Source organism: Modestobacter muralis (genome assembly GCF_010682105.1).
Lineage (GTDB): Bacteria > Actinomycetota > Actinomycetes > Mycobacteriales > Geodermatophilaceae > Modestobacter > Modestobacter muralis.
Genome location: NZ_JAAGWH010000012.1, coordinates 96,396 through 113,453 on the forward strand (window position 1 = coordinate 96,396; position 17,058 = coordinate 113,453).

The following is a 17,058-nucleotide window of genomic DNA, read 5'->3' on the forward strand; positions in this document are numbered from 1 at the left end:
ACCGGCCCGGACGACGTTCCCCTGGACCCAGGACCACCGCAGCCCGGCCAGTCAGTCGATCGTGCAGGGCCGGCTGATGTCCGTGCGGCACGTGCGCGGCGGGACCAGCCTCGAGGTGGACCTGGGACCGGTCGAGGTCTCCTCCGACACCGACCAGCTGCGCGACGGGCTGGTCGAGGTCTCCGCGTCCTGACTGACGCGACGTGCGGCGGCCCGCAGCGGGCTCAGACCGAGACCGCGTCGATCGCCTTGTAGATGCGCTGCTCGGAGACGGGCCGCGGCGTGCCCACGGTCTGGGCGAACAGCCCGACCCGCAGCTCTTCCAGCATCCAGCGCACCCGCATCACCGCGTCGTCGGGCGCCCCGGTCGGCGGGACGGCGGCGCGCAGCTGCTCGTACTCCTTGGTGACGGCCTCGACCGTGGCCAGCCAGAGCGCGTCCCGGGCGGCGTTGGCCGGCAGCTTCTCCAGCCGCAGCTCCATCGCCTTGAGGTAGCGCACCAGGTCCGGCAGCCGCTTGCGCCCGGCGGTCGCGACGAAGCCGCGGTGCAGCAGCCCGCCCATCTGCGCCCGCAGGTCGGCGATCGCGGCCTCGGGAACCCGCCGCCCCGGCGCGGCACCGATGGCGATCGCGGTCTCCCGGGCCTGCGTCAGCACGGCCTCCACGCGCCGGACGGCGTCGCTGGTCAGCGCCGTCAGCTCCGCGCGGGCCGAGGCCACCAGCGCGGCGAACGCGGCCTCGGTGCGTGGCGGGCCACCGGCGGCGGCGATCAGCTCGTCGGCGGCGGCGTCCACGCAGTCGGCGACCAGGTCGGGGATCTCCCCGTCGGGGTTGAACTGCAGCGCCAGCCGGGAGCGCGGTCCGATGCCCTTGACCACCTGCTTGACCGGGGAGCTGACGACCAACTGCAGCAGCCGGCGGGCGCCCCGCCAGCTCAGCCGGGTCGCCTCGGCCTCGGTGGGCACCACCCGGACGCCGACCGTCTCACCCTCGTCGACGAGCGCCAGGAACGCGGTGACCACGTGCCCGCCGCGCTCGACCTCGACGGTCTGGGGCAGCTCCCCGAACGTCCAGGTGGTCTGCCGAGTGCGTTCGTAGGTCGACGCGGCGCGGGCCAGGCTGGCCCGGGCCTGCGGAGCGACCTGGGCGCGCAGCGCGGTGAGGTCCTTGCCCTGGGCGAGCAGCCGCTGGGCGTCGTCCAGCACCCGGTAGGTGGCGCGCAGGTGCGGCGGCACCTCGGCCGGCCGCCAGGCGTCCGGCGGGATGACCACCGAGGTGGCCCGGCGCAGCTCGCGCTCCAGCGCGGGCAGCAGCGCCTCGGTCGGGTCGATCTTCGGCAGCACCTCGCGCACCCGGTCCGGGATCGGCACCAGGCCGCGGCGCAGCTGCTTGGGCAGCGACCGCAGCAGCTCGGTGACCAGCTCGGCCCGCTGCCCGGGCACGGTGAAGGCCAGCGACTCCCCCGACGTCCGCGCGGCCACGGTGTCCAGCACGCCCAGCGGGACGTCGACGGTGACGCCGTCGGACTCGGCGCCCGGGGCGAACGCGTAGGACAGCGGCAGCGTCAGCCCCTGGGTCAGCTGCACCTCGTCCGGGTAGTCCTCGAGCTGCACCTGCCCGGCCACGGCGGCGTTGGTGAGCATCTCCGGGGTGAAGGTCAGCAGGTCCGGCGTGGCGCGCCGGGCCTCCTTCCACCAGCGGTCGAAGTGCCGGGTCGAGACGACGTCGGCGGGCACCCGCGCGTCGTAGAGCTCGAACACCGTCTCGTCGTCCACCCGGATGTCGCGGCGGCGGGCCCGCTCCTCCAGCTCGGCGACCTGCTCGATGGTGCGGGCGTTGTCGGCGGCGAAGCGGTGGTGCGTCGTCCACTCCCCTTGCACCAGCGCGTGCCGGATGAACAGCTCCCGGGAGACCACGGGGTCGATCGAGCCGTACTGCACCCGCCGGCCCACCACCAGCGGCAGGCCGTAGAGGGTGACCCGCTCGGTGGCCACCACCGAGCCGCGCTTGGCGTCCCAGCGCGGCTCGCTGTACTGCCGGTTCACCAGGTGGTCGGCCAGCTTCTCGACCGTCTCGGGGTCGATCCGGGCGACGGTGCGGGCGAAGAGCCGGCTGGTCTCGACGAGTTCGGCGGCGACCACCCAGCGCGGCGGCTTCTTGGCCAGCGGGGTGCCCGGGGCCAGCACGAAGCGGGTGTTGCGGGTGCCCAGGTACTCCCGGCCCGGGCGCCCGGGCTTGCCGGACCGGTCCTTCACGGGCTCGGCCTGCATGCCGACCTGGGACAGCAGCCCGGACAGCAGCGCGGCGGTGACGCCGCGCTCGTCGGGTGCGGGGGCGAGCTCGCCGAGGGTCATGCCCAGCCGGCGGGCCGTGCTGCGCAGCTGGCCGTGCAGGTCCTGCCACTCACGGATGCGCAGGTAGTGCAGGAACTCCTTCTTCACGGTGCGCCGGAACTGGTTGCCCGACAGCTCCTCGGCCCGTTCCCCCAGGTAGCTCCAGAGGTTGAGCAGACCGATGAAGTCGGAGTTCTCGTCGGCGAAGCGCTTGTGCATCTCGTCGGCGGCCTGCTGGTGCTCGGCGGGGCGCTCGCGCACGTCCTGCACGGTGAGCCCGGCGGCGATGACCAGCACCTCCTCCAGCACCCCGCGCCGGTCGGCCTCCACGACCATCCGGGCCAGCCGCGGGTCCAGCGGCAGGGTGGCCAGCGACCGGCCGGTCGGGGTCAGGCCGCCCGCGGCGTCGAGGGCGTCGAGCTCCTCCAGCAGCGCCACGCCGTCGGCGATCGCGCGACGGTCCGGCGGGTCGATGAAGGGGAACTCGGCGACGTCACCCAGGTCGAGGGAGGCCATCTGCAGCAGCACCGAGGCCAGGTTGGTGCGCAGGATCTCCGGGTCGGTGTACTCGGGGCGGCCCTCGTAGTCGGCCTCGGTGTACAGCCGGATGGCGATGCCCTCGCTGGTGCGCCCGCACCGGCCCGAGCGCTGCCGGGCCGAGGCCTGGCTGATCGCCTCGATCGGCAGCCGCTGGACCTTGGTGCGATGGCTGTACCGGGAGATCCGCGCGGTGCCCGGGTCGACGACGTACTTGATGCCCGGAACCGTCAGTGACGTCTCGGCGACGTTGGTGGCCAGCACGATCCGCCGTCCGGTGTGCGGCTGGAAGACCTTGTGCTGGTCGGCGGCGCTCAGCCGGGAGTAGAGCGGCAGCACCTCGGTGTGCGGGAAACCGCGCTCGCCCAGCGCGTCCGCGGTGTCCCGGATCTCGCGCTCACCGGCCAGGAACACCAGGACGTCGCCCGGCCCCTCGGCCACCAGCTCGGCGCAGGCGTCGACGATCGCGGTGACCTGGTCGCGGTCGGGGTCGGCGTCCTCGTCGTCGGGGTCGATGACCGGGCGGTAGCGGACCTCGACGGGGTAGGTGCGGCCGCTGACCTCGACGACGGGCACCTGGGCGCCGTCCACGCTGAAGTGCTTGGCGATCCGGTCGACGTCGATCGTCGCGGAGGTGATGACCAGCTTCAGGTCGGGGCGGCGTGGCAGCAGCCGGGCGAGGTAGCCCAGCAGGAAGTCGATGTTGAGGCTCCGCTCGTGGGCCTCGTCGATGATGATCGTGTCGTACTGGCGCAGCAGCCGGTCGCGCTGCACCTCGGCGAGCAGGACACCGTCGGTCATCAGCTTGACCAGCGTGCGGTCGCCCACCTCGTCGGTGAACCGCACCTTCCAGCCGACGACGTCGCCCAGCGGGCTGTCCAGCTCCTCGGCGATCCGCTCGGCGACCGTGCGCGCGGCGATCCGACGGGGCTGGGTGTGCCCGATCCGCCCGCGCACGCCGCGGCCGAGCCCCAGCAGGATCTTCGGCAACTGGGTGGTCTTCCCCGAGCCGGTCTCCCCGGCCACCACCACGACCTGGGAGCCGCGCAGCGCCTCGGCGATGTCGTCGCGGCGCTGACTGACCGGCAGGTCCTCGGGGTAGCTGACGACCGGGACGGCGTCCTGGCGGCGGGCGACGCGCTGCTCGGCCGCGGCGACCTCGGCGGCGATCTGCTCGGTCTGCTTCGCGCGGACTGCGAGGTCCTTCGTGCGCCGGGTGCCGTCGAGCCGGCGTCCGAGGCGGTGCTCGTCGCTCAGGGTCAGTGCGGACAGCCGGGACCGGAGGTCGTCGTGCGGGGTGGTCACGGTGTGCTCGCAGTTCCTCTCGAGGGCAGTACCTCCAGGGTCTCACCCCGACGGGTGCGGTCGCTCGCCCCGCGACCGGTGCAGAGCCCAACTGGTTGCATGCATGGTGCAACGGCTTGTACCGTGCACCTGTTCCTCCGGCGCAGTGCGGCGCCCCCCGCCGACCACCGGAGCGCCCCGTGTCCGAGACCGCCGTGTCCGAGACCGCTCGCCAGCTCTCCCTGCCCGAGGAGCTGGTCCAGCTGGTGCGCGTCATGCACCTGCTCAAGAACCAGAGCACCAGCGGCGCCGGCCCCGAGGCCCGGGAGCGGGCGGCGCACGTGCTGCTCTTCCCGTTGACCCGGCTGGGTCCGCTGCGCCAGGGCGCGCTGGCCGAGCTCGTGCACGCCGACCCCTCGACGGTGAGCCGGCACGTGACCCTGCTGGTCGACCGCGGGCTGGTCCGCCGGGTCGCCGACGCCTCCGACGGCCGGGCCAGCCGGCTGGTCGTCACCCCGGACGGCGAGGCCGTGATCGACCAGATGCGCCAGGAGCGCGCCGCCCTGTTCGCGCAGGTGACCGCCGACTGGGAGGACGCCGAGCTGGGCACCTTCACCCGTCAACTGCACCGCCTGGTGCAGCAGCTGACCGACCACCTCCCCACCCTGGGCACCGCCTCCGGCGGCGCCGCGACCCCCTCCGAGAAGGACCGATGAGCCAGACCACCGATCACGGGACGGGGGCCCAGCGTCGCGACGCCCGCGCCACGGCCGCCGCGCCCGACGCCTCCGGGGCGTTCACCCACCGCCAGATCATGACCATCCTGGTCGGGCTGCTGCTGGGCATGTTCCTGGCCGCACTGGACCAGACCGTGGTCTCCACGGCCATCCGCACCATCGCCGACGACCTGGACGGCTACGACCTGCAGGCGTGGGCGACCACCGCCTTCCTGATCACCTCGACGATCGCCACGCCGCTGTACGGCAAGTTGAGCGACATCTACGGCCGCCGCGGCTTCTACCTGTTCGCGATCGCGGTCTTCGTCGTCGGCTCGGCGCTCTGCGGGTTCGCGAACTCGATGTACGAGCTGGCCGTCTTCCGCGCCGTCCAGGGCATCGGTGCCGGTGGCCTGATGTCGCTGGCGCTGGCGATCATCGCCGACATCGTGCCGCCGCGGGAGCGCTCGAAGTACCAGGGCTACTTCATGGCCGTGTTCGGCACCTCCAGCGTGCTGGGCCCGGTCATCGGCGGGTTCCTCTCCGGGCAGGACTCGATCCTGGGCATCACCGGCTGGCGCTGGATCTTCTACGTCAACGTGCCACTGGGCATCCTGGCGCTGGTCGTCGTCTTCAAGGTGCTGCACCTGCCGCACACCAAGCGCGAGCACCGCATCGACTGGCCCGGCGCGCTGGCGCTGGTCACGTTCCTGGTGCCGCTGCTGATCGTGGCCGAGCAGGGCCGCACCTGGGGCTGGGGTTCCACCCGGGCGCTGGTCTGCTACGCCATCGGCGTGGTCGGGTTCGCGCTCTTCGTGCTCGCCGAGCGGGCCTACAAGGACGACGCCCTGCTGCCGCTGCGGATGTTCGGCAACCGCACCTTCGCCGTCAGCAGCGCCAGCTCGATCGTGCTGGGCGCCGGCATGTTCGGCGGCATCCTGCTGCTCCCCCAGTACCTGCAGATCGTGCACGGCTCCAGCCCCACCGAGGCCGGCCTGCAGATGATCCCGCTGGTCATGGGCATCATGTCCGGATCGATCATCGCCGGGCAGACGATCGCCCGCACCGGCAAGTACAAGCTCTTCCCGCTGGTGGGCGTGGTCTTCATCGTCACCGCGTTGGTGTCGCTGTCCCAGATCGTCGGCGCGGACACCTCGGTGTGGGCGCTCGTGCCGTTCATGCTGCTGCTTGGCGTGGGCCTGGGCTTCAACTTCCAGCCGGTCATCCTCGCCGTGCAGAACGCCGTCAGCCCCCGGGAGATCGGCGTGGCGACCTCCTCGGTCACCTTCTTCCGCCAGATGGGCGGCACGCTCGGGACGGCGGTCTTCCTGTCGGTGCTGTTCACCCGGCTGCCCGGTGACATCGGCGGGGCCGTGCAGGACGCCGCGACCGCGAACCCGGCGATCGCCCCGCAGCTGCAGCAGGCCGGCGCCGGCGGCACCGACCTGTCGAACACCTCGTTCATCCAGGAGCTGCCCGCCGAGATCGCCCTGCCGTTCAAGACCGGGTTCTCGCACTCGCTGGACGTCGTGTTCCTGCTCGCCGCGGTCGTGGTCGCCCTCGGCTTCTTCGTGCTGCTGTTCCTGCCCCAGCTGCCGCTGCGCACCCAGTCCGGCATCCAGGCGGCCCAGGCCGGCAAGGACGGCGACGCCGACTCCCCCGCCCTGGCCTCGGCGAACGCCGCCGGTGCCGCGGCCCCGACGTCGGTCGAGCCGCCCGTCGACGGCGTCGACCGGACCGGGGAGAGCGCCGTCCCGGCCGACGACCGGACCGTCACCGACCGGGGCGCCGCGGTCCAGCCGGCGACCGGGCCGGCCACCGGGACCGTCCTCGGAACCGGGTCCGGCGCGGCTGGTCACCCGGGCCGGCACGAGGCCGCCGACGGCGACACCCCGGAGGGCGGGCGGCACGAGGCAACTGCCCCCGACCAGCCCACCGGGCTGGCCAGCGTCCCGGCCGACCACCTGCCCGAGGAGCTGCGCCGCCGCAGCTGACCGCTCGGCCCCTCCGGACGGCCCCTGCGCCCCGCACCCGCGGGACGCAGGGGCCGTCCGCGTTCTTGCCGACGCCAGGTCTCCTGAGCGTCGGTGATCATGGGCGGCTCGCCGCGGGACACGCCGTGACGCGCGTGTCGCCCGGCCAGACGCCCGTGATCGACGGAGCGAGGCACGACGGGACGGCGGCTTGGAGCGGGGGCCGGACGTGCGACGACGGCGGCCCTCCTGGGAGGACCGCCGTCGGGAGTGTGCGTGCGCCGGGTGCGGCGCGGGAGGGCTAGAGGACCGCGGTCGCGGCCGCGGTGACGCGGGCGGCGGACTCGGGAGCCGGGTGCCGGACGACGGAGGCCGCCTGCTTCTCGGCCTCGTAGCGCTTGGTGGACTGCATGCCCATCAGGACGACGAGTGCGGTCAGCACCACGAATCCGAGCAGGCTGACTGCCGGCCACATCACCATCTGGTCTGCTCCACGTTCTCTTCGGTGCCCGCCGGCTGCCCGGCGCTCTGCCACTGCTCACTGCCCGGGCCGGAACGGCTCGAACCGTGCGCAGAGCGACTTCTCGGTGGACAGCGTGTGACTGTCGTCGCACGTGCAGGTGTCGCGGGGAAGCGACCTGCACGTTCCCCGGCCGCCCGGCCAGGACCAGCGCCTGGGACCCTCCGTTGCCGGAATGTCATCCCCGGCGTGCGTGGCACGGGTCCGGTCGGGGCACCCAGAGTCGACGAGCACGCGTCCCACCCACCGGAGGCCCCCATGGCCGGAGCCAGTGCGAGTGCGCCCCGAGAGGGCGCACGCGGCGGCACCGCGAACGACAGCACTGACCCGACCCGCGACGCGCGTGACACCGCGCCGGGCGACGACAAGATCAGCCGGGAGCGGGCCGACTACGCGCCCACCGGCGCCGACCCGAAGGCCACCACCGGCGGCACGCTCAAGCGCACGCTGAAGGAGTTCAGCGAGGACGGGCTCACCGACTGGGCGGCCACGCTGACCTACTACGGCATCCTCGCGCTCTTCCCGGCACTCACCGCGCTGCTGTCGATCGTGGGCCTGCTCACCGACCCGCAGCAGCTCACCGACGGCATCACCCAGGTCGTGCCTGAGCAGGCGGCGAACACGCTGAACCCGGTGATCCAGCAGATCGCGGGCAGCTCGAGCGCGGCCAGCCTCGGCCTGGTCATCGGCATCGCGGCGGCCATCTGGTCGGCCTCGGGCTACGTCGGCGCCTTCGGCCGGGCGGCCAACATCGTCTACGAGACCCGCGAGGGCCGGAAGATCTGGAAGCTCAAGCCGCTCCAGCTGCTGGTCACGCTCATCGGCATCCTGTTCGCCGCACTGATCCTGGCCATGCTGGTGCTCAGCGGCCCGGTCGTCGACGCCATCGGCCAGTCCATCGGTCTGGGCGAGACGGTGCTGAACATCTGGAGCTGGGCCAAGTGGCCGGTGATCCTGGTGCTGCTGGCGCTGATGATCGCCGTCCTCTACTACACCGCCCCCAACGCGAAGCTGCGCGGCTTCAAGTGGGTCAGCCCCGGTGCCGGTGTCGCGATCCTGGTCGCGGTGGTCGCCTCGGCGGCGTTCGCGTTCTACGTCGCCAACTTCGGCAGCTACAACAAGACCTACGGCGCGCTGGCCGGCGTCGTGATCTTCCTGATCTGGTTCTGGCTGATCAACCTGGCCCTGCTGTTCGGCATCGAGCTCGACGCCGAGATGGAGCGGACCAAGGAGCTGAAGGCCGGCGTGCCGCGCGCGGAGAAGGAGATCCAGCTCGACGCCCGAGAGGCGCCGAAGCGCAAGCAGACGACCTGACCCCAGGTCCGCCACGCACGAAGGCCCCCGGTCCCTGAGAGGACCGGGGGCCTTCGTCGTCGTCCGGGTCGGGCAGGTCAGCGGCTGGTCGGGGGCCGCTCGCCCCGGCGGGCCAGCGGGACCCGCTCCACCCAGCCGGCCACCGCCGCCAGACCGCGGCTGACCGCCCGGCCCGCCGGGGCGAGGCGGTCCGGGGCGTGTTGCACACCGGCGTCCACCAGGTCACGACTGCGGTCCAGGACGGTCAGCGGCAGCGCGGAGACCGCGTTGCCCGGCGGACGGCGGGACACCGTCGGATGCGGCCGCGTCGGGGACACCCGGCGGGCGATCTCCCACTGCCGGCCGAGCCGGCGCAGGGCGGAGCCGTCCAGCGCCTGCTGCAGCCGCGGGAACATCACGTCCTCCTCGTCCCGCACGTCCTCCCGCAGGACCTGGACGAGGCGGTCGAGCGTCGCCGCCCGGCGGGGGTCGTCGTGGCCGAGCGTCTCCAGCTCGCTGACCAGCTCGTTGACCTCCTGGTGCTCCTCCTCGACCTGCAGCGTGAGGGCCTCGCCGTCGGGCAGGACGCGGCGGACGACCGGCCAGAGCACCGTCTCCTCGGCGAAGGCGTGGCTGAACACCAGGCGGTCGATCCGGCGGAGCACGCGCTCCTGCTCGGTGCCGGTGGTGCCCTCGAGCTCCTGCAGCAGCCGGTCGAGCTGCTCGTGGTCCGCCCGCTGGCGGACGAACACCGACCCGGGTCCGCCGAGCTCGGTCACGGTCTGGTCGGCGATCGACCTGGTCATCTCGTGCTCCTCCGTGTGCACCGACGTCAGTGGCTCAGACGCGGGCGTTCCATGCCCGCGACCGGCTCGTCGCATGCACCGCCCGGTCCGGCGCGCGGACTCCCGGGACGGGAGGGCATGGTGGGGGCATGGCGAACCTGGTCGGGCGCTCCCGGCGCAGTGCAGACGACAGCGGCCCGGCCGGCGAGAAGCTGGCCGGGCCGCTGCACGCGGTGTCCGAGTCGGTGGGCCGGGTGGCCCAGGAGACGCACGAGGACGTGCCCGCGCTGTGCGGCGAGCAGGTCCAGGTGATCTCGGTGGAGGACGTGCCGGACGACGCCGGCCTGTGCCGGGTCTGCCAGTACGGCCCCTGAGGGTCAGCCCGCGGCGACCGGGGCGGAGATCAGGCTGCTGAGCCGGTGTGCGGCGACGACCAGGTCCTCGACCGCCGGTCGCGGGGTGGGCACCTCGGCCGACGGACGCGGCGCGGACGCCAGGTCCAGCACCATCCGGGTCGGCGCGAACGCCTCGGCGTAGCCGATCCGGGCCTGGGCGCCCCAGTGCCGGGCCGACGCCACCACGGCGTCCGGCTCGACCATCGCCGACATCTCCACCTGGGAGGCGTGCGCGCCCAGTGCGGCGAGCTTGCCGGACAGGTGCGCGGTGACGTCGACGAAGACGGTCGGGGTGAAGGTCAGGGTCGAGGGGCTCTGGTAGTGCATGACCCGGGAGAGCCGGCGGGCAGCGGACAGCGTCGCTGCGGAGACCGCCCGGTGGTCCTGGTGGCTGTCGTCGGGGGCGTGCACGTAGACCAGGTCGGCGTCGGTGCTGCGCAGCGCGGCCTCGATGATGCCGATGGTGGCGGAGTCGGGGACGACGGTGCAGTCGCGCAGACCGCCCCACCGCAGCTCGGCACCGAGGGTCCGGGCGGCGCGCTGCTGCTCGACGCGGCGGAGACCCGCCTGGCCGAACTCGTCGCCGGGGCCGTTCTCCCCACCGGTGAGCACCAGCATGGTGACCCGGTCGCCGGCCTGGTGGTGGGCCAGCAGCGTCGCGCCGCAGCCCAGCTCGATGTCGTCGGGGTGCGCCCCGACGGCCAGCACGCTACGCATCGACGGTCTCCTTCACGGGGGGCGCGGCCAGCCGGCGGCGGGCGCGGTGCACGACGAGGGCGCCGAGGCCGGCGGCGACGGCCAGGGCCCCCACCACACCGGTCCCGTTGCCGTCGGCGGGCATCTGGGTGTCCTTGGGGCAGGCGGCCGCAGCGGTGCGGCTGATGGTCAGCTTGGTCGAGCCGAGGGTCCAGTAGACGGTGCCCGAGCTGACCGCGAGGGAGAAGACGCCGTTGTAGGTGCCGGGCCGGAAGGTCGTGGGCTGCCGCCCGTTGTAGGACGACGGGCTGATCACGTTGTAGTCGCCGGTGATGGTGTAGGTGTTCGTGCTGGTGTTCCGGTAGCCGAGCACCGCGGTGTAGGCCCCGTTGACCCCCGACTGGATGCAGTTGAGCACCGGGTAGACGACGACAGGACCGGAGTACCCGCCACCACCGGAGTACCCCCCACCGTCGTACCCGTAGGAGCCGTAGGCCGAGGCCGGCGTCGCCGCGGCCACCGGCGCCAGCACCGCGAGCAGCGCGGTCAGCACGGTGAGCGCCGCTGCGCGCAGCGGCCGCCGGGTGCGCTGCCCCGTCGGTGAGGTCTTCGTCATCTGTCTGCCCTCGGTTCTGTGGCGAACGGATCGCCTGGTGCTCCTGTCATCGACAGCAGAGCGCCTGTCCTGGAGTCCCAGGCCGGCACGTCCTGCCTACGGGTGAGGTCGCCGTCCCCGGTCGGGTGGCCGATCACGGAGAGTGCGCAGGCCACGGCCCCCGGGAACGTGTCGGTGACCGCCCACGCCGCCGGCACGTCGGGCGCGTCGGCGTACTCGCCCTGCCGCACCCGGATCGCCCGCGCACCGACGGCGGCCGCGACCGCGACGTCCTTGCCCGGCCGGTCACCGATCATCAGCAGCCGGTCGGCCGGGACGCCGAGCTGCGCGGCGATGGCCAGCAGCCCGGCCGGGGACGGCTTGCGGGTGGCCCGTCCGCCGAGCTCGTCGCTGAGCACGACCAGCGGCAGCAGCCGGTCCAGCCCCGTGCCGGCGAGCTTGGCCCGCTGGATCACCGGTGCGCCGTCGGTCAGGCAGGCCAGCGGGACGGCGGCGGCGAGCGCGGTCAGGGCCGCCTCGACGCCGGGGTAGGTGGGCAGCCGGTCCGGCACGTGACCGGTGAAGGCGGCGACCAGCGGCGGCAGCAGCGCGGGCAGCGCCGCCGGGTCGACCCCGGTGGCCAGCAGCGCCCGGTCGATGGTGCCGCCGGTGTCGGAGCCGGCGGCCAGCTCCGCCACCAGCGCGGCGTGCACGGCGGCGCCGTCCAGCCCCGCGTCGGCCGCGGCCGCACCGACCGCCGCGGCGGCCCCGGCCAGGTAGCTGGCCTGCGGGTACAGGGTGTCGTCGAGGTCGACGACGACGGCCAGCGGCGGCGGCCCGGACCAGCCGGTCACCACGGGAGCCGGCCGTCGGTGAAGTCGGGCTCGGTGAGCTCGAGCAGGGCGTCGGTGCGCTCGTCGGCCAGGATCGCCGCGATCTGCGCGCCGGTCGTGCCGTCGCCGTAGGGGCAGGGCAGCGCGGCGGCCCGGGCCTGCCCGGCGGCGGAGGTGTGCGCGGCCGCGGCGGCGAGCACCGCCTCGGCGGCGCCGTCGTCGGTCAGCCCGGCCAGCGTCGTCGTCCCGGCGGCCACGCCCTCCCAGCGGGGGGTCGAGGAGCGCAGCACCACGACCGGGACGCCGAGGTGGGCGGCCTCCTCCTGGATGCCGCCGGAGTCGGTGACCGCGAGCGCCGACGAGCGCAGCGCGCCCATCAGCGTGTCGTGGTCGACCGGGCCGGTGAGCGTGATGCCCGGGTGGTCCAGGGCACCGGTGAGCCCGGCGGCGGCCAGCCGGGCGGTGGTGCGCGGGTGCACCGGGAAGGTGACCGGGCCGACCCGCTCGGCCAGGCCGCGGACGACGGCGACCAGCCGGGCGAGCCGGACGGGGTCGTCGACGTTGGTCGGGCGGTGCGCAGTGACCAACACCCCGGCGCGCTCGGCGACCGGGACCGGGGTGACGCCGCGGGTGACCAGGGTGTCGATGACCGGGTTGCCGACGACGAACACCCGCTCGGCGGGCACGCCCTCCCGGAGCAGGGAGTCCGCGGCCCGGACCGTGGGCGCCAGGTGCAGCTGGGCGATCGCGGCGGCGACCCGCCGGTTGACCTCCTCGACGCTGCGCATGTTGTAGCTGCGCAGTCCGGCCTCGACGTGCGCGAACGGCACGCCGGCCCCGCGGGCGGCCAGCGCGTAGGCCGGCACGGTGTTGGTGTCGCCCAGCGCCAGGACGAGGTCGGGGCGGAAGCGGGCCAGTGCGGTGGCGGCGTCGGCGTGCAGCGCGCCGGTGCGGGCCGACGCGGGCTCGGCCGGCAGGGCGAACCGGTGCGTCGGGACGAGCCCGAGGGCCTCCTGCAGCTGCGAGGCCATCGCGGCGTCGGCGTGCTGCCCGGTGTCGACCACGTCCACCCGGTGCCCAGCGGCGACCAGCGCGGCCACCACGGGGGCGAGCTTGACGACCTCCGGGCGGGTGCCGAAGGGCACCAGCACGTGCCGGCTGCGGCTCACCGGGTCACCGCGGGCACGGCGCAGGGGTCGGTGACCGGCGAGCCGTCGGGGGACGTGTACGTCTCGGCGAAGTAGCGGCTCATCCGCACCCCGGCGGTGAAGAAGAGGTACGGCAGCTCGGCGGCCGGCTCGCGGACGCCGGCCAGGTAGGTGCCGACGACGTCGGCGCCGGCGGCGAGGGTGAGCGGCAGGCCGCCGCTGAACCGCGGGTTGATCTCCACGACGGTGACCGTGCCGTCCTCGGCGACGAAGCCCTGCACGTTGGCCGGGCCGGTGAGCCCGACCGCGGACAGCGCGTCGGCGACCACGGTGGTGACGGCTTCGGACTCGAAGGTGGTGCCCTGCACGGAGATGCCGGCCTTGGTGGCGTCCCGCCAGCGCGGCACGACGGTGAGCAGCGAGCCGTCCCGGGCGACGAGCGCGTCGGCGGTGAACTCCCGGCCGGCGAGCCGGGTCTGCACGATCAGGCCGGGGTCGGCGGTCATCGCCGCGGCGACGTCCGCAGCGGTGTCCAGCAGCTGCACGCCGCGGCTGCCGCGCCCGGCGTTGGGCTTGACGATCCACGGCCCGGGGACGTCGGCCGCGGCCTCGACGGTCGCGGCGGTCGCCGGGGTGGGCACCCCGGCCTCGACCAGCCGGACGGCGAAGGCGGCCTTGTCGCAGCACAGGTCGACGGCGGCCAGCTCGGGCAGCCAGGTGGCGAGCCCGGCCGCGGTCAGCCGGTCGGCGGCGGCGGTCAGGGCCGGCAGCTCCTCGGCGACGGTGCTGACCAGCGCGTCGGCGCCGTGCTCGGCGGCGAAGGCGAGCAGGGCGTCGACGAAGGCCGGGTCGTCGGCGCGGGGGACGACGCCCCCGACGGCGGCCAACGCGCTGCCGGCGGCGATCGGGTCGATGTCGACGGCGACCACCCGGTGCCCGAGGGCGACCAGGCGGCGGACCACGGCGACCCCGGCCGGCCCACCCGAGCCGGTGACCAGGACGGTGGACCCGGGTGCGGCACCCACGGCCGGAGCGGCCGGCACCGGGGCGCGCGGGGCGGGCACGGCCGTCGCGGGCGCGGCCGGCACCGCGGGGCGGGGCAGCGCGCGGACGTCCACCACGGCCACGCGCGGTGGCGGGACCGGCCAGGGGTGCAGGGAGCGGGTCATCGGGGGTCCTCGGCGTCGGGTGCGGACGGGCTGGGAGCGGGACGGGAGAAGCTGCGCGGGGCCGGGGCGGTGCGGCGTGCCACCGGGGGCACCGGGACGGGCGCCGGCACGCGGGTGGGGACGACCGGCGCGGGTGCGGGGACCGGGGCCGCCGGCGGGACGGCCGCCGGGGCGGGGTCGGGGGCGTCGGCGGGGTGCAGCGCGCGGCTGAGCATCCAGCCCCGCGCCCACAGCCGCAGGGACGAGACGCGGTCGTTGGTCACCGGCTCCCACTGCCGGGCGGCGATGGCGTCGGCGAGGGCGTCGAGCACGGTGACGTCCTGCTCGTAGGTCGCGACGGCCAGCAGCGAGGCGGTGTGCGCGCCCAGGCCGTCGGCGGCGAGGGCACCGACGCGCTCCACCCGCCCCTCCACCGGCAGGTGGCCGATCCGGTAGTCGATCCGGGCCGTCTCGCGGCGGGCGCCGAGCCAGCGCGACACCCGGCGGGGCAGCACGAAGCGGTGCACGAGCCCGGCCAGGTTGCGCCCCTGCACGGGGGTGACCTGCTCGGCCTCGGGCAGCCGGTAGCCCAGCCCCGGGCGGGCCCAGCTGTTGGGGCGGCGGGCGGTGTGCCGACCGGCGACGTCCTGCTCGGCCCGCACGCGGGAGGGCAGGGTCACGCAGACCATGAGCAGGAAGCCGCCGAGGGTCGCGGCGAGGTTCCACAGCGTGCCCACCCAGTCGTGGAAGAGCACCAGCGAGCCGCCGCCCCACTGCAGGCCGATCACCGTGGAGAGCAGCAGCCGCACGTGGTTGGCGATCAGCACCGCGACGATCGCGACGGCCAGGCCGGCCACCGCGTGCCAGCGCCGGCTGCGCAGCACCGAGGCGGTCAGCGCGGTGAGGCCGACGACCGACAGGATCGACGAGCACGAGGCGGTGACGACGGCGTTGAGCAGCTCGCCGTCGGGCCGGAAGATCAGGATGCGGGTCGGGAGGACCCCGGAGACGGAGTCCACGCCGAACAGGTGGAGCAGCCCGACGACCCAGCTGGCCTCCTGGACCTGCAGCCACTGGGTGCCGTAGCGGTACCCGACCAGGCAGATCGCCCCGGCCAGCAGCAGGTCGGCGGAGACGGCCAGCTGTCGCCGGCTGGTCGCCCGCAGCCGGCGCGGGACCCGCGGCGCGAGGACGGCGTCAGCCACGGGAGCCCACCGTCCCGGCGTCGGGGCCGGCGACCGCGAAGGACCGCGGGCGGGTGCCCTCGACCGGCGGCAGCGGCAGCGGGACGGCGACCGGGGCCAGGGTGGAGGTCGCGCCGGAGCGGGTGGTCTTCACCCACGTGTAGGAGCGGCCGAGCATCCCGTCCAGGTAGGCCCGGGTGGTGATCCAGATCGACAGCGCGAACGAGGGCAGGAAGCCGATCAGCTGCCAGGCCGCCCGCCGCTCCACCCGGCTGACCAGCAGGCCCACGCTGAGCTCGGCGAGCGGGCCGACGAACAGCAGCATCGACAGCGGCAGCAGCCCGATCAGCGGCAGGTCGCCGATGCCGAAGGCGCGCAGCACGGTGAGGGCCAGCCCGATGCCGGAGAGCACCGGCACGTGGTAGGTCAGCAGGAACATCATCGACTCGGCCTTCTCCAGCACCGTCAGGTGCCTCGAGCGCAGGACCGGGCGCCAGTAGTCGCGCATGCACTTCTGGTGGCCGCGCGCCCAGCGGTAGCGCTGCGTCCAGAAGCGGCGCGCGGTGACCACGGCCTCCTCGTAGTCGACGGCCGAGACGTCGTAGCGGACCCGCTGCCCGGACAGCAGCACCCGCAGGGTGAGGTCGGTGTCCTCGGTGACCGTGTTCGGGTTCCACCCGCCCAGGGACCGCAGCGTCGACATGCGCACCGCGCAGTTCGCGCCGCCGTAGGCCGGCAGCTCGAACATCGCCTGGCGGCCGTACTCGTTGACCAGGTAGCCGGAGAGGTAGTCGACGAAGACGACCGAGGCCAGCGAGGAGTCGTGGCCGTTGCGGATGACGCAGCGGCCCATCACCGCACCCACGGAGGGGTCGCGGAAGTGCCGCACCAGGCGGCGCAGGGCGTTGGGGTCGGGCTCGTGGTCGGCGTCGAAGACCAGCACGACCTCGGCGTCGACCGTGCGCAGCGCCTCGTTGAGGGCGCCGGACTTGCCACCGCCGGAGCTCGCCGGCCGGTGGATGACCCGCAGCCGCGGCTCGCGCACGGCCCAGGCGTCCAGTCGCGGCCCGGTGCCGTCGTCGGACCCGTCGTCGACGACGACGAGCTGGATCCGGTCGGCCGGGTAGTCCAGGGCGAGCAGCGCCTGGATCATCCCGTCGACGACCAGTTCCTCGTTCTTGCAGCCGACGAACACCGCGACCGGGGGCGTGTAGCCCTCCAGGTCGACGTCGGCGGCGAGCAGGTCGGCCTCGGCCCAGCGGGCCGCGGAGACGGCGAAGGCCAGGTGCCGGCAGAAGTAGATCGCGAAGACGACGTTGATGACGCCGGCGGCCACACCCAGCGTGCGGTCCACGCCGAACACGAGGAAGGCGGTCACCGCGAGCAGGACGTAGGCGACGAGTGCACCGATCCGGGCTTCCGGGCGGTCGGTGTGGGAGCCGACCGACGGGACGTCGGACGGGCTCTCGACGACCGCGGGCACTGCGGGCACGACTGGTCCTCTCCGGGCGATGACGGGGTCCCGGTGCTGGTCAGCTCCGGTACTCGGTGGTCATCGGCATCCCGCCGCGGGCTCTTGAGCGCCTGCTCGCCGGGCACCTGGCCGCGGTCGGGACGA

The 17,058-nt window shown here is 74.4% G+C and carries 14 protein-coding genes; 4 read left to right on the top strand and 10 right to left on the bottom strand.

Translation table 11 applies throughout. The features are described 5' to 3' along the window. Positions 1-224: 224 nt before the first annotated feature. Positions 225-4,175, bottom strand: coding sequence for an ATP-dependent RNA helicase HrpA (hrpA, locus tag GCU67_RS03955; protein WP_163609785.1), 3,951 nt, complete (start codon positions 4,173-4,175; stop codon positions 225-227). 179 nt (positions 4,176-4,354) lie between these two features. Here hrpA and GCU67_RS03960 point away from each other — a divergent pair, with 179 nt between their 5' ends. Then, entirely contained in the window at positions 4,355-4,870 is a 516-nt protein-coding gene (locus GCU67_RS03960; RefSeq protein ID WP_338104754.1) for a MarR family winged helix-turn-helix transcriptional regulator, read from the top strand. After that, positions 4,867-6,864: an MDR family MFS transporter gene (locus tag GCU67_RS03965; protein WP_163609786.1), complete on the top strand. Its 1,998-nt coding sequence runs from the start codon at positions 4,867-4,869 to the stop codon at positions 6,862-6,864. Before GCU67_RS03960 ends, GCU67_RS03965 begins: the two co-directional genes overlap by 4 nt. Positions 6,865-7,144: 280 nt before the next feature. On the opposite strand, the gene GCU67_RS03970 is transcribed toward GCU67_RS03965, so the two are convergent. Beyond that, positions 7,145-7,324 carry a hypothetical protein gene (locus tag GCU67_RS03970; protein WP_163609787.1) on the bottom strand — a complete coding sequence of 60 codons (180 nt, stop codon included), beginning with the start codon at positions 7,322-7,324 and terminating at the stop codon, positions 7,145-7,147. Between the two features lie 297 nt (positions 7,325-7,621). Between GCU67_RS03970 and GCU67_RS03975 the strand changes: the two genes are divergently transcribed. Further along, a complete protein-coding gene (locus GCU67_RS03975) occupies positions 7,622-8,677 on the top strand; it encodes a YihY/virulence factor BrkB family protein (protein WP_163609788.1) in 1,056 nt (351 codons plus the stop codon). Between the two features lie 77 nt (positions 8,678-8,754). Here the strand turns inward: GCU67_RS03975 and GCU67_RS03980 are convergent, their stop codons facing one another. Then, positions 8,755-9,462: a hemerythrin domain-containing protein gene (locus GCU67_RS03980; RefSeq protein ID WP_163609789.1), complete on the bottom strand. Its 708-nt coding sequence runs from the start codon at positions 9,460-9,462 to the stop codon at positions 8,755-8,757. 128 nt (positions 9,463-9,590) lie between these two features. Here GCU67_RS03980 and GCU67_RS03985 point away from each other — a divergent pair, with 128 nt between their 5' ends. Next, positions 9,591-9,815 carry a hypothetical protein gene (locus GCU67_RS03985; RefSeq protein ID WP_163609790.1) on the top strand — a complete coding sequence of 75 codons (225 nt, stop codon included), beginning with the start codon at positions 9,591-9,593 and terminating at the stop codon, positions 9,813-9,815. A gap of 3 nt (positions 9,816-9,818) precedes the next feature. Here the strand turns inward: GCU67_RS03985 and GCU67_RS03990 are convergent, their stop codons facing one another. Genes GCU67_RS03990 through GCU67_RS04020 form a run of 7 tightly spaced genes read right to left on the bottom strand, consistent with a single transcriptional unit; the run spans position 9,819 to position 16,932 of the window. Further along, positions 9,819-10,553, bottom strand: a complete 735-nt coding sequence (locus GCU67_RS03990; RefSeq protein WP_163609791.1) for a PIG-L deacetylase family protein — start codon at positions 10,551-10,553, stop codon at positions 9,819-9,821. After that, the gene (locus GCU67_RS03995; RefSeq protein WP_163609792.1) at positions 10,546-11,148 is read right to left on the bottom strand and encodes a hypothetical protein; all 603 of its coding nucleotides are present in this window, start codon (positions 11,146-11,148) and stop codon (positions 10,546-10,548) included. Before GCU67_RS03995 ends, GCU67_RS03990 begins: the two co-directional genes overlap by 8 nt. Then, positions 11,145-11,981, bottom strand: a complete 837-nt coding sequence (locus GCU67_RS04000; RefSeq protein WP_163609793.1) for an HAD family hydrolase — start codon at positions 11,979-11,981, stop codon at positions 11,145-11,147. Before GCU67_RS04000 ends, GCU67_RS03995 begins: the two co-directional genes overlap by 4 nt. Continuing rightward, positions 11,978-13,129, bottom strand: a complete 1,152-nt coding sequence (wecB, locus tag GCU67_RS04005) for a non-hydrolyzing UDP-N-acetylglucosamine 2-epimerase (protein WP_163609794.1) — start codon at positions 13,127-13,129, stop codon at positions 11,978-11,980. Before wecB ends, GCU67_RS04000 begins: the two co-directional genes overlap by 4 nt. Then, positions 13,126-14,277, bottom strand: a complete 1,152-nt coding sequence (locus GCU67_RS04010) for an ATP-grasp domain-containing protein (protein ID WP_163609795.1) — start codon at positions 14,275-14,277, stop codon at positions 13,126-13,128. The genes wecB and GCU67_RS04010 overlap by 4 nt, the downstream gene beginning before the upstream one ends. Next, positions 14,274-15,461 (bottom strand): archaeosortase/exosortase family protein, encoded by a 1,188-nt coding sequence (locus GCU67_RS04015; protein ID WP_163609796.1) that lies wholly within the window; start codon positions 15,459-15,461, stop codon positions 14,274-14,276. Before GCU67_RS04015 ends, GCU67_RS04010 begins: the two co-directional genes overlap by 4 nt. Then, on the bottom strand, positions 15,454-16,932 hold the full coding sequence (locus GCU67_RS04020) for a glycosyltransferase family 2 protein (protein ID WP_338104755.1): 1,479 nt from the start codon (positions 16,930-16,932) through the stop codon (positions 15,454-15,456). Before GCU67_RS04020 ends, GCU67_RS04015 begins: the two co-directional genes overlap by 8 nt. Positions 16,933-17,058: the final 126 nt, after the last annotated feature.

What these genes read in the sequence shown, in the direction of transcription:
- GCU67_RS03970 (WP_163609787.1), bottom strand. Translation starts at nt 7,324, where the DNA reads ATGGTGATGTGGCCGGCAGTCAGCCTGCTCGGATTCGTGGTGCTGACC.
- GCU67_RS03995 (WP_163609792.1), bottom strand. Translation starts at nt 11,148, where the DNA reads ATGACGAAGACCTCACCGACGGGGCAGCGCACCCGGCGGCCGCTGCGC.
- GCU67_RS03965 (WP_163609786.1), top strand. Translation starts at nt 4,867, where the DNA reads ATGAGCCAGACCACCGATCACGGGACGGGGGCCCAGCGTCGCGACGCC.
- GCU67_RS03985 (WP_163609790.1), top strand. Translation starts at nt 9,591, where the DNA reads ATGGCGAACCTGGTCGGGCGCTCCCGGCGCAGTGCAGACGACAGCGGC.
- GCU67_RS03980 (WP_163609789.1), bottom strand. Translation starts at nt 9,462, where the DNA reads ATGACCAGGTCGATCGCCGACCAGACCGTGACCGAGCTCGGCGGACCC.
- GCU67_RS04010 (WP_163609795.1), bottom strand. Translation starts at nt 14,277, where the DNA reads ATGACCCGCTCCCTGCACCCCTGGCCGGTCCCGCCACCGCGCGTGGCC.
- GCU67_RS03990 (WP_163609791.1), bottom strand. Translation starts at nt 10,553, where the DNA reads ATGCGTAGCGTGCTGGCCGTCGGGGCGCACCCCGACGACATCGAGCTG.
- GCU67_RS03975 (WP_163609788.1), top strand. Translation starts at nt 7,622, where the DNA reads ATGGCCGGAGCCAGTGCGAGTGCGCCCCGAGAGGGCGCACGCGGCGGC.